This is a genomic window from Paenibacillus sp. CAU 1782 (genome assembly GCF_054551715.1).
This window is the reverse complement of sequence record NZ_JBTOLL010000001.1, coordinates 236,728-249,517: the sequence shown is the minus strand read 5'-3', so window position 1 is coordinate 249,517 and position 12,790 is coordinate 236,728. Positions and strand designations below refer to the sequence as shown.

At 56.2% G+C, this 12,790-nt stretch carries 7 protein-coding genes; 1 reads left to right on the top strand and 6 read right to left on the bottom strand.

Translation table 11 applies throughout. The annotated features are described in order from the left end of the window. Positions 1–7: 7 nt before the first annotated feature. The 3 genes from addA to ACX93W_RS01130 are packed head-to-tail and all read right to left on the bottom strand — an operon-like array spanning position 8 to position 8,814. A complete protein-coding gene (gene addA / locus ACX93W_RS01140) occupies positions 8–3,910 on the bottom strand; it encodes a helicase-exonuclease AddAB subunit AddA (RefSeq protein WP_459390486.1) in 3,903 nt (1,300 codons plus the stop codon). Positions 3,911–3,915: 5 nt separating this feature from the next. Beyond that, entirely contained in the window at positions 3,916–7,422 is a 3,507-nt protein-coding gene (gene addB, locus ACX93W_RS01135) for a helicase-exonuclease AddAB subunit AddB (protein ID WP_459390485.1), read from the bottom strand. A gap of 36 nt (positions 7,423–7,458) precedes the next feature. Beyond that, positions 7,459–8,814, bottom strand: a complete 1,356-nt coding sequence (locus ACX93W_RS01130) for a class I SAM-dependent rRNA methyltransferase (RefSeq protein ID WP_459390484.1) — start codon at positions 8,812–8,814, stop codon at positions 7,459–7,461. Between the two features lie 131 nt (positions 8,815–8,945). Here ACX93W_RS01130 and ACX93W_RS01125 point away from each other — a divergent pair, with 131 nt between their 5' ends. Then, positions 8,946–9,911, top strand: coding sequence for a Na/Pi cotransporter family protein (locus ACX93W_RS01125; protein WP_459390483.1), 966 nt, complete (start codon positions 8,946–8,948; stop codon positions 9,909–9,911). Between the two features lie 27 nt (positions 9,912–9,938). On the opposite strand, the gene ACX93W_RS01120 is transcribed toward ACX93W_RS01125, so the two are convergent. The 3 genes from ACX93W_RS01120 to ACX93W_RS01110 all read right to left on the bottom strand — a co-directional run bounded on the left by ACX93W_RS01120 (position 9,939) and on the right by ACX93W_RS01110 (position 12,738). Further along, positions 9,939–10,370, bottom strand: a complete 432-nt coding sequence (locus tag ACX93W_RS01120; RefSeq protein WP_459390482.1) for an NUDIX hydrolase — start codon at positions 10,368–10,370, stop codon at positions 9,939–9,941. Positions 10,371–10,456: 86 nt separating this feature from the next. Then, on the bottom strand, positions 10,457–11,956 hold the full coding sequence (mtaB, locus tag ACX93W_RS01115) for a tRNA (N(6)-L-threonylcarbamoyladenosine(37)-C(2))-methylthiotransferase MtaB (protein ID WP_459390481.1): 1,500 nt from the start codon (positions 11,954–11,956) through the stop codon (positions 10,457–10,459). Further along, positions 11,953–12,738, bottom strand: a complete 786-nt coding sequence (locus ACX93W_RS01110; RefSeq protein WP_459390480.1) for an RsmE family RNA methyltransferase — start codon at positions 12,736–12,738, stop codon at positions 11,953–11,955. The genes mtaB and ACX93W_RS01110 overlap by 4 nt, the downstream gene beginning before the upstream one ends. Positions 12,739–12,790 lie beyond the last annotated feature (52 nt).

Here is a 12,790-nt window from a genome sequence, read left to right as displayed (position 1 = left end):
AATCCCCCTATTTCATTCGGACATGTCTTCCCCCATCCAGAAAATAGACGTACAGCTCATCCACTTCCCTGCCCAACATGGCGGACACGGCCTCGCCGTAAAGCTCAAGCTGAAACCGGTGGCGTTCTGCCGCCTGATTCCAGTTGCCGCCCGCAATCCGGTCGGTTTTGTAGTCCAGCAAAACAAGCCCCGCTTCGTCCCAGAAAAGGCAGTCGATAACGCCTTGTATCATGACGGGTTCGTCTCCGCCCTCCGGCAATGGCATCCCGTGTACGCGGCTGGCTGGAAGCATGCAGCTGAACGGCACTTCGCGTCTGATCCACTGGGCAGCCGCCAACCTACGCCCCAGTTCCCCCTCAAAAAATGCGGCAACCGAGGTTTTATCGATGCTGTCGGCCTGCTTTCTTGTCAGAAGACGCTTCTGCACCATGTGATCCAGCACATCCTCCACCGTACGTACGCCATCGTGGCCCGAAAGAGGCATATGCTGCATCAGAAGATGACTGGCAGAACCTCTTTCTGCCGCAGTCAATTTTTTCTCCCCCATAAAAGCCGGCCTCCGCAGCCTTAAGGAAAAGGATTCCGAGGACGAGGACAACTCCGCTCCCCCGGAAATACGCTCGTTTAGCGCCGCATCCCCGTTTCTATCCTCAACTCTATCTCCGCTTTCGCCTACCAATTGTCCAGCGTCCTCCGCCGGCTCTTCAAGCAGCCTTTTCATTTCCGTCACAGACGTTTTGGCCGCTAAAGAAGCCGTCTCTGCATGGGGATAGGACCAATTCAGAATCCGTTCCAGCTCGTTGTCCAACTTGGCTCCCTCCAGAAGCGCCATGCCGGCGATTCCCTGGATTCGCTCCTCCCGAAGGAATGTTTCCTCTAAAAGCCCCTCTGAAGCTGCCGCCGCCAGACCCGTTAACGCCGAGGCCGGAATAGAGCCTGCCCGCCAATCTGGCGATGGCGGAGACGAAACCCATGCATCGGCGGTTTCATCACGGTTCGCGCGAGCCAGCAACCGACTTGATGCCATCGGTCCCAGCCAGTCCAGAAAGGAACGCGCCGATGACACCACATAATCGTTTAAGGTGCCGTCGCCGTTAAGCGCCGTGTGCCAGCCTTGCAGCTTCTTGGCAAGATCCGACACGGTGCCGACAAGAAAAAGTTTCTCTTTTGGTCTCGTCAGCGCTACGTACAAAATCCTCATTTCCTCCGCCAGCATCTCCCGGCGCAACGCTCTGCGGATCGCCAAAAATGGCAAGCTCGGATAACTGATTCGATCCTCCGGATCTATAATGCGGGGCCCAAATCCAAGCTCTTTGTGTTTGAGAAACGAGCTTCGCAAATCCTGCTGGTTAAACAGCTTGCCCAATCCCGCAACAAACACAACGGGAAATTCCAGCCCTTTGCTTTTGTGAATCGACATGATCCGGACTACGTTTTCCTGCTCGCCCAATGCACGCGCCGTCCCCAGATCGCCGCCGCTGTCCCTCATCCGCTCGATAAACCGAAGGAAACGGAACAATCCCCGGAACGAGGTGGCTTCGTATTGCCGCGCGCGGTCGTGAAGCGCCCGCAAGTTGGCCTGACGCTGAACGCCGCCCGGCAATCCGCCGGCAAATTCGTAATAACCGGTTTCCCTGTAGATCCTCCACAGCAGTTCTGCCAATGCTCCGCCCCTGGCTTCATCGCGCCATTTCTCAAGCTGATCCAGAAAACGGGACAATCTCCCCTTTATCCTGTTTTCCATTCCATCATGCCCCGCGGCCTTAAGCACCGCCTCGTAATAAGGCAAGCCGGGAGACAAGATGCGAATTTGCGCCAGCTCCTCCGCAGTAAAGCCAAACAATGGGGAACGCAGCACTGCGGCAAGCGGAATGTCCTGATACGGATTGTCGATAATTCGCAGCAGCGACAGCATGGTTACAATTTCCGTCGCCTCAAAATAGCCGCTGCCCAGTTCCGCATACGCCGGGATGCCCATACCTTGAAGCTCCTCGATAATAATGGGAGCCCATTGCCTGGTTGCCCTTAGCAAAATAACGACATCGCGCCACTCCATCGGGCGATGCGTTTTTCGTTTGCCGTCGTAGACCGTAAAGCCGCTATCGGCCAGCCTTCTCAGCTCGCCGGCAATCCAGCGGGCCTCAAGCTGTGCGACTTTCAGATCCTCCGCCGAATCGGCCTCCGACGCAGCATCGACGGATTCATCAAAATGATCTGGGGAATCGTCGGCTTCGGCCGCAGCGGCGTCGGCGCCGCGATCCAGAATGCCGAATTCCACGCGGCAGCTCTCCGGCGGATTTGCGGGAGGGTAAGCGGCTCCCGCCACCAGCTCGGCGCGGCTGTCATAATCCATTTCCGCCACCTGCTCCCGCATGATGGCCCGGAACACCGCATTGACGCCGTCTACCACCTCATTGCGGCTGCGGAAATTGCGAGCTAGATCGATGCGAAGGCCTCCGTCGGAATGCCCCCCGCCTTCCGGCACGGCGCCTTGAGAGCCGTCCCGTGTTGAATACGATTTGTACTTGGCGAGAAAAAGATTGGGCTCCGCAAGCCGGAACCGGTATATGCTCTGTTTGACGTCGCCGACCATAAAGCGGTTGCCCGCTCCATCTCTGGCAATCAGGCTGACAATAGCTTCCTGCACCATATTGGTATCCTGATATTCGTCCAGCAAAATCTCCTGGAAGTGCTCTCTGTATTCCAATGCGGCCGAAGAAGGAATCAGGTTGCCCGGCTCCGAAGCCGCATCGCGCAAAATGCGAAGGCAATAATGCTCCAAGTCGCCGAAATCCAGCAGTCCTTTGCGGCGTTTGGCTTCTTCGTAGCGGCTGCCGAACTGGATTACCAGTTCCGCAAGCTCCCCCATAAGGGGCGCAAGCTCCGCGAGCTCTTCCAGGAATTGCTCCGGCGTCCGTCCAAACAGCTCGTCCGCAAGCGAAGAAACCAGCTTTTTGGCAGTATCCCTCAGCTCCTTGACCGCCTCCTGCAGCGCCTTGTCATAGCCGTCGCCGCGAAGCGGCTTCAACTTGCCAAACGTCGCAGCCCGGAACAAATCTCCCCAGTTCCGCCATGGCAAAGTTTCCACGGCATCTCTCAGCGCCGCTACAACGGCACAATCCTCCGAGAGCGTGGCTGCGTAGGGGTCAGGACCGCCAGGCAGCGCGCACAGGCGCAGCGCCTCCGTTAGCTGGCCTTCGGCTCCATCCAATGCAAGCGCCACATCGCCGTGCAGCCGCTCAACCCAGACGCCAGATTCCAGCTGGTCGATGGTTTCCGCGCAAAAAGACTCCGCAGCCGCCCTTAACCAATGATCCGGCCAGGGATGACTGCCGGCAAAGTCGTAGAGCTGCTGAACCAGGGCATAAAGCGGCTCATCGCCCCGCTCGCCGCCGTAACGCTCGGCAAGCCGCAAAAAAGCGCCGGAGCCCTCCTCCGTGCCGCTGTATTTGTGCTCGAACAGCTCATCCAGAACGTCCAGCCGCAGCAGCTCGCTTTCTGTCTCGTTGGCGATCCGAAAGCCGGGATCAAGCCCGATCATATGGTAATAACGTCTGATAACGTCAAGGCAAAAGGAATGCAGCGTCGTAATGGACGCACGCCCCATTAACGCCAGTTGCCTGCGCAGGTGCTCGTTATCCGGCTGGCGCTCCAATTCCTTCTCCAGCGCCATGCTGATCCGCTCGCTCATTTCGGCAGCGGCCGCTTTTGTAAATGTGGCTACTAGCAGGCGGTCAACATCGGCGCTTGAGGAAATGCGCCGAATGATGCGCTCGACCAAAACTGCCGTTTTGCCGGAGCCAGCCGCCGCCGCAACGAGCACGTTCCTTCCTCCGGTAACGACGGCCGCCCACTGGTCATCGCTCCATTGGCTTCCTTCGGGCTTTGGCGTATTCTCATCTGTATGCATACTCGTCAACCCCTTCCCAGCCGCTGCCAAACCTCATCCTTTGTAAGCTTGCCCAGCTTTCGATACTGATTGCCGGCCACTTGCTGGTCAAACTGGCAAACTGCCCTGTAGTGGCAAAATTGGCAAGGCGTTTTATCCCCGAGCCGGTAAGGCTCGATGGATACCTGGCCTTCCTGAATGCATTCCCCGATATCGCCGATCATGGTACGCACTGAATTCCTGAGCACGGGCCAATCCTCTTCGCCGATAACAGAGGAACTGCTGTAAAAGCCGCCATCCCTTTTTAGCGCAACAGGCAGCACCTCCGAATATCCGCTCTCAAGCTCGCCATCCATCAATCGCACAATATCCGCATCCGCCGTAAGCAGTCCTCTCATCTTGTAGCGTCCCAGCAGCTTTTTTTGAGCCTCCTGGTTCGTCAATTTGTTTGACATCGCCATTACGGGGTTGTGAACATGGAAATACAGCACGCCCGCGGGAGAAGCGGGACGGCCGAGCCAGGTCTCCGCATAGGTCAGCAGGACGTCCAGATACGTTAGCATCTGGAGCGACAGACCTTGAGCAACCTCCTCCAGACGCAGCGACGTCTGGCTGGATTTATAGTCCATTACGCGAAGAAGCAAGCCATCCTCCGTCTCCGCGGCATCAACTCTATCGATCCGGCCAATAACCTCCAGACTGGAGCCGCCGGGAAGCGAAAGCTTAAGCGCGGGCAACGTGCCTCCAGGCCCGAAGCCCACCTCCGTCCCGACGGGGCGGAACTCCGCCCTTCTGGCATGCTCGCCCAGCACAACGGCCGCCTGGGCTACAATTTCCTGAAGCTTTCGGGCGATAAACTGGAAGCGACCGCTGCTGAGCAAGATTTGGGATTGAAGTCGCGGCGCCAGTTCCTCCACCGTCTTGCGCGCTTCCGCTTTGATCTCGTCCTTCGTCATCCTGCCCCAGCCGCCGCCTAAGCCGTTTCCGAGCCTGCTCATGGCGGCATGGAACAGCTGCCCGACATCCGGCGCTTCCAGACGGTACAGCTTGCGTTCGCGCAGCTTTAACCCATGAATGGCGAAGTGCTGGAACGGGCAGGAAACAAAACGTTCCATTCGTGAAACGCTAACGACCATATCGCGTCCGTACAGCTCCCGCGCCACCCTTTTCGGAAGAGGAGGCTCCTCATTGCTATAAAGAAGCGATCGCGACAGCAGCGCAAGCTTGCCCTGCCAATCCGGGCGCGCCGCGTACCAATTGTACAGCCCCCACCAAAACGGCGGCGGCTCCTGTCCGCTCTGCAGCCAGCGTCCCAGCACGGACCCCAGGTACGCTAGCGAACGGCCGGGTTGAACGATAAAGGCGGCCTGTTCCTGCTCTGTCATGGATAACGAGGGTTCAGCTGCCCCTTCCTGAATGTGTATACCCGGAAACAATACGGTGACATGGCGGATCAGTTCGGAGGGCAGCAAGCTTTTGCCTTCCTCGTCTGCCTGCGCATAGCTGATCCATAGATGACTCGAAGGCGCGGCCAGAGCATTGTAAATCATAAACCGTTCGTCAAGCAGCCTTCGTTTGGCTCCCGGAGCAAGTCCCATTCCGCGTTCCGCAAGGACGTCCCGCTCGCCTTCCGTCAGGATGCCGTCTTCCTTCATGCGCATTGGTATAACGCCATCGTTAGCGCCAAGTACATATACCGCCTTCACTTCGCCGGAACGAGTCCGGTCCAGGCTGCCAATCAGTACCTGGTCCAGCGAAGGCGGCACGGCAGCCAGCTTCAAGCTGTCAAGCCCGGCCTCCACCATGCCCGCGAACAGTTCCGGCTCCGCCTGCTGGTCTCCCGCCAGCTCCGCAAGCTGATCCAGCAAGCTCATGATGCCGTCCCACAACTGCCGGTGGGAACGCGACCTGCGCACATTTCCTTTTGCCAAGTCTTCTTCGGCCCAAAGCTCCAGGCGGTCGGCAGCATCCGTCTCATCCAGCAAAGCGTACAATGCCTCGCACATTTCCAGAATGCTATTGCTCTCCTTCAGCCGCTTGCCGAACAGTTCAAGCGGAGGGACAATGGCGCTCCGCGCGGCCATGGCAATTTCAAATTCCGCTTTGGCTTTGTCGCTAACCGAAAATTCCATCTCAGAATCTTCATCCAGCGAAACAGCCGCCAGCGGCTTCCAGCTTGCCTCATTCAACCATTTCCAGCCGTCAATGCCTGCTGCAAGGCAATAGTTCTCCAACTGATCGAACCATTCCCTTGGCAAGCTGCGGTCGATCGGGAACACCATTTCCGTTTTGACGCAGCGGAATACAGCGTCGTAATGCCAGCCGTGCAGCACCGTTTCCAATGCCGAACGGATATATTCCACCAACGGATGATGCAACGCCTTTTCCTTGCGATCCACAAAATAAGGAATGCCGAAATCCTGGAATACAAGGCTCAGATAGTCGGCATAGTCCTCCGAGTTGCGGACGAGCACGGCCATTTCCCGCCAGCGAAGACCATCCTCGCGTGCCCGCCGCAGCATGTCGCGCGCAATCGTCTCCACCTCCGCTCTCCGGCCAGGCAGGGCGTGCAGCGATATCCCGCAGCGGGGATCGAGATGCTGAAAAATCCTTTTTTCCGGCACCAGCATTGGCATCCGGCTGCCATAATGGCGTTCAAGATGACGCAGCATATCATTGTTTCTGAAGCGGGGCGAATTAGCCCCGTCCAGTTCAAGCGCCGGCAGCACCTCCGCGCCGCAGGCTTCGGCAAGCTCCATCAACGCCGCGCAGGTTTCGGCGGCGGGGTGGAACAAATCAAGCTCATGGGGCCGCTCTCCAGCCTGATACAGCTTATCCAGCGTTAACGAAACCGTAACGTCCGCATGAGCGATCAGCTTGCCAAGCACGCTGTATTCCCCCGGCGTGAAGCCATGAAAGCCGTCTACCCAAATTTGCGAGCCGGACATGGACGGAGCCTCTGAAAAGCCGTTTTCGAGAAAGGTCAAATAATCTTCGGCGTCAATGTATTTGCCCGAAAGCTCTCCCTCCATGGCGCTATAAAGCAGCATTAGATCATGCAGCTTGTTATCCAGCAGCGGGGACGTTCCCCATTCATGGTCCGGGATTTCACCCGGAGAAGCGGAATCGATGCCGTAGCGCTTCCATTCCGTCAGCAGGTCTGACAGCCGATCCATAAATCCCGGCTGTTCGGCTCCTCCGCGAAAAAGCTTGAGTTCCGGCGAAAGCTTGTGAACCAGCTTATATAACAGCATATGTTTGCCGATATCCCCGATTGGCACCAATGCCGTGCCGCCGGTTTCCTGCATAACCCGAAACGCCAGACGGCGAAAGCTGAGCGCTTGCGCGCGCATTGTGCCGGCGAACCCGCTTCCATGGAGCATATCGTATTCGCTCTGGAACGTGGCCTGCTCCGGGACAAGCAAAATGAGCGGAGGCCCGTCAGGACTTCCGCTAACTTGTTCTCTTATTTCGGTCAGGCAGCGGAAGCTTTTTCCGCTGCCCGCCCTTCCGATGATCAACCGCAGCGACATTGTAAATCTCCTCCCCTGACGGTTACTCCTTAACTGCTATTTGCTCCGCACCTCGAAGATGCCGAATTTCAAATAATGACCTTCGCGCATGTCCAGCAGCTGCGGATGATCTTTACCGGCCGCTCTCCACTCCACAAGACGGAGCACTTTCCCCGCATCCGCCGCCGCCGCGGCGATTGCATCGCGGAACAGCTCCGGGCTCATATGGTAGGAACAACTGGCTGTCACGAGATAGCCGCCTTCATTAACAAGCTTCATGCCATGCAAATTGATATCCTTGTAACCGCGGGCGGCTCCTGCTACTGCGCCTTTAGACTTGGCAAAAGCGGGCGGGTCGAGTATGACGACATCCCAGGTACGGCCTTGTCCGCTGAATTTGGAGGAGGTATCCGTCTTCCCCGCAGCGCGGGCCGCACGGTCTTCCAGCCCTTTAACCTGTTCCCGCAAATAGTGAAAGGCATCCGCTGCAACAAATTCAACTCGATCCTCAAAACCATTTAATTCCACATTTCGTTTCGCCGTCTCCAGCGCATGCTCGGAAATATCAAGGCAAGTCACCCGCTTTGCTCCGTATTTGCAAGCATGCAGCGTAAAGCTGCCTGTGTGCGCAAAACACTCAAGCACGGTTGCGCCGTCCCAATAAGGAAACGTCACGATTTTTCCGTTGGCGTTAAGGGGAACCAATTCTCCCGCTACTTCCGGATTTTCGCCCAGCGCTATACCGCTGCGGCTGCCCCAGCCTGTCATCAGCGGCTCCAGCGCGGCGCGATTTTCCCGCTGGTCATAGAAATATCCGGTTTTTTGGCCTTCCGCAATATCAACTTCAAGCTTTAATCCGTTTTCCAGGATTCCGACAGATGCCGGGCAATGACCATAAAGAACGCCTGTTATTTCCTGGAGGCCTTCCAGTTTTCTTACGCCTACATCGCTGCGCTCGTATATGCCCTCCGGACTGAACACTTCAACCAGCGCCTCCGTAAGCTCGGCCCGTCTAAGGTCGATGCCTAGCGTCAGCAGTTGAACAACAAGCACGCTTCCGAATCGGTCCACGATCAAACCGGGCAAACTGTCTGCTTCGCCGTAGACCAAGCGGCAATCCTTATCTTTCACGAAGCGCTGCCGATGTTCCTTGCAACGCTCCAGCTTTTCGACAAAAAAAGCCTTGTCCATCTCTGCGACGGGGCTCCATGAAATGACGCGAATGCTGATTTGCGAAGTCGGATTCCAATACCCCGTGGCCAAATATTTGCCGTGGTGAGTCACTACATCGACCAAACCGCCTTCACTGGCGCCTGCTTCGACGTTTTGAATTTCTCCGGCAAAAATCCAGGGATGGCCGTTTTCCGTTCTTTTTTTCCGTTCTTTTTTCAAAAATGCTTTGGGATGGCTCACCGATTAACTCGTCCTCTCCATGCGGGGGTGTCATGCCTGTCCCGCTTATGGCATATAAATATTAATCACACTCCGGTATTGCTGCGTGTTCCTATTGTTCTTTATTTTCCATTTTAAGGAGATCTAATGTTATGTCGATATCCAGCCTGCTATTGGCGTTGTCCGGCTTTGGCGTTTTTCTGTGCGGCATGAAATTGATGGAACTTGCCCTTCACCGCCTGGCCGGACCTTATCTGGACAAAACCCTGGGTGAATTCACCGCAACCCCGCTTAGAGGCTTGGCCACCGGCGCAGCCGCCTCCGCTGTGCTTCAGAGCAGCACGGCGGTTACCGTCGTTTCCATTGGCATGGTCAACGCCCGCCTGCTCAGCTTCAGCCGAACGCTTGGCATTGTACTGGGCACCAACATTGGCACCTGCCTGACGACGGAATTGATTGGACTAAATATCAGCCATGCGGCTGGCCCCATGCTTGCCATCTCAATTGGACTATGGCTGTTCACCGTGCTGGCTGGCGAAATGAATCTGATACCGTACAGAGGGAACCGCGCCTGGCTGAAGAGCTTGCGGTCGGCTTCTCTGGCGCTTGCAGGCTTTAGTCTGCTTCTGATGGGCCTGTCCATGATGCAGTCCATCGGACCCGATATTCAGAACAGCGGAGTTTACGACTGGTTTATCGGCAAAGCGGCAACCAGTCTGTGGTGGGGTCTTGCCGCAGGGATAGCGCTGACGGCAGCCGTTCATAGCAGCGCTGCCGTGATCGGCATGGTGATGGGGTTTGTGATGCTGGGCGCCATGTCCCCTGAGCTCGGCATCGCCATCGTGCTCGGCGCCAATATCGGAACCTGCAGCACGGCGCTTCTGGCCGGCATCGGGGGCACAAGGGAAGGGCGCTACGTCGCATATGCCCATACCGTGCTTAATATTGGCGGAGCGCTTCTGTTCATGCCCCTGATCGGCGAGCTGGCGCTTCTGTCGGACTGGCTATCTCATTCGCCGTCTTCGCTAGTCGCCCGCGCGCAGACCATTTTTAATGTGGCATGTTCCTTGATTGCACTGCCTTTTTGTTATCTTGCTATTTGGAACAGGATAGGATAGGCCAGACATACCAGAGCCAATTTACGCCTAGTTCGTGTCTATGCCAAGCAGCCTTAGCGCGCCTGCAACAATCCGGTGATTGTTGTCATAGCCGGATTGCTTCTGGCGTCTCCAGGCTTCCAACGGCTCAAACCAGTCAACGCCTCTGATTTCTTCTACCTGGGCCTGATGAGTTCCGCCCACGGCTTCCACCAAATAGTAGTGGACTTCCTTGTTCACAGTTCCATGTTGGGCATGCTCGTATTGATATTTGATCTGGTCGATTGGCTCTATAATAGCGCCCAACAGACCGGTTTCCTCTCGAATTTCGCGCAGCGCCGTCTGCTCGACCGTCTCTCCCGGCTCCATTTTGCCTTTGGGAAGAGAAACTTTTCCGTAACGGTCCTGAATGAGCTGAATTTGCAGCTCTCCCTGCTCATTGCGGCGGTATACGACGCCGCCCGCTGATATTTCCAACATGCCTCTTCCCCCTTGCAGCCTTTATCCATTAGTATATGCAGCAAAGGAATCCTTCATCTTTTGAATCCCGCCGCTGCCGTTTTATATTACGCTTTGACGGTTTCCGGACGTTCGTATTTGTACGAGTGGACGTCCTCGTCCTCTTCTTCTGATCCTTCTCCGTTGACAGCGGAAGCGCGAAGCGCATCCAGGCTTTGGCCATGGTTAAGCGGCCTGCCGCCCCCGCGTGGGGAGGCAATGGAGGATTCACTGCGTTCCCGATCTGCCTCCAAAACCCGAAGAAGTTGGCCCGTGCACTCATTAACGCCCGCTTCCGTCACCTTTACGCGGCACAATTGGCCGATCAAGGCTTCGGAGCCGGCAAACGCAACATTCAAGTAGTTATCGGAGTGGCCCATAACCCACTCTTCCCCATCGCTGCCTTTAACCACTCTCTCGGGAATGATGTCCAGCACCTCGCCTACGGACTGCTTCGCATATTGAAGCTGCAGCTTTTCGGACAAATCGATAAGCTTGTGCACACGCTCGTTTTTGACTTCCTCATCGACCTGATCTTCCATTCTTGCCGCTGGCGTTCCCGTCCGTTTGGAGTAAGGGAATACATGCATTTCCGCAAAAGCAAGCTCTTCCATCAGCTTGTAGCCCGCTTCAAACATCTCGTCGCTTTCGCCCGGGAATCCAACGATTACATCCGTTGTGATGGCAACGCCGGGCATCGCTTCGTGAAGACGTTTGATTTTGGACGCAAATTCTTCCGTCGTATATTTGCGGCGCATCCGTTTAAGCACAGTGTTATCGCCTGCTTGAAGCGGAATATGGAGATGGCGGCACATTTTGGAGGAGCGGTTCAACACGTCGATCATCTCGTCGTCAATTTGGCTTGCTTCAATGGAACTGATACGAATCCGCTCCAGCCCTTCCACTTTATCCAGGTCCCACAGCAGGCTGGTCAAGTTGTAGTTTTCCATATCGTCGCCGTAGCCGCCGGTATGAATGCCCGTCAGCACAATTTCCTTGTAGCCTGCGGCCACAAGAGAGCGGGCTTGCTCCAGCACGCTTTGCGGCTCGCGGCTGCGCGAAAGGCCCCGGGACCAAGGGATGATGCAGAAGGTGCAGAAGTTGTTGCAGCCTTCCTGGATTTTCAGAAACGCGCGCGTCCGCTCCGTAAAGTCCGGCACGTCCAGCTCCTCGAAGCTGCGTGTTTTCATAATATTGCGAACCGCATTGACCGGGGTGCGATCCTGCTGGATTTGACCGACAAAATCCATAATCTTCTCGCGGTCCTGCGTCCCGATAACCAAATCGACGCCGTCGATCGCCATAATTTCCGCTGGCGATGTTTGGGCATAACAACCCGTTACGGCAATAATCGCGTCCGGATTTCTCCGGATGGCGCGACGGATGATTTGGCGGCTTTTTTTGTCCCCCGTATTGGTGACCGTACATGTATTAATGACATAGACATCCGCGGTGTCCTCAAACTCCACCTGCTCGTATCCTGTATTTTTGAACAGCTGCCAGATGGCTTCCGTATCGTAAAAATTCACTTTGCAGCCCAGTGTATAAAATGCAACTGTAGACGTCATGGCTGCGCTCCCCCCATTTCTCCAGATTCATATAATAAACAGGTCAAACCTGTTATTCCCGCTGTTTCAGCCCGCAATATCCGCTTTCCGAGACCTGTCAAAATAGCTCCCGCAGCTGCTGCTTCTTCGGATTCACGCTGTGTAAAGCCGCCCTCAGGCCCAGCGATAAGCAAAATGCGTGGCGGCGCTTCAATCCCGCTGCGCCGGGAACGCCATTCCTTTACAGCGTCGCCGATGCCGACGCCATGAGCAGAATCGCCCGCCCGTTCATAACAAAATAGCGCCAGATCGTATAACGGGATGTCCGCCAGAAGCTGCTTCCAGCCCTTCACGGATTCCACTCCCGGAATCCGATGCCGATGGCTTTGCTCGGCTGCTTCCTTTGCGATTTTGCTCCAGCGCTCCAGCCGCTTCGCTTCCTTCTTGCCGTCGTATTGGACAATATTCCGCTCCGACTGAAAGGGCAAAAACGCAACCGCGCCAATTTCTGTCCCCTTCTGGATAACCAGCTCCATCTTGTCGCCTTTGGGCAAGCTTTGGGCAATGGTCACTTGCCAGCGAGGCTCGCTGTCCTGCGGAAGAAGCTCCTGGATCTTGCCGCGGACTTCCTGACCGCCCAGCTCAACCACTTTGACGAGCGCGCTGCGCTCGCCGCCGTCGCAAGCGACAAACTCGTCGCCCGCATTCATTCTCATTACTCGCGAGGCATGATGGGCGTCCTCGCCCCGCAATATAACAAAGCCGTCCTGAAATTGCTCAGGCGCAACAAAATAGCGCTGCATCTCTTGTCAAACCACCTTTTAGAGGTTAAAGTCCATCTTTCATCATAGCATG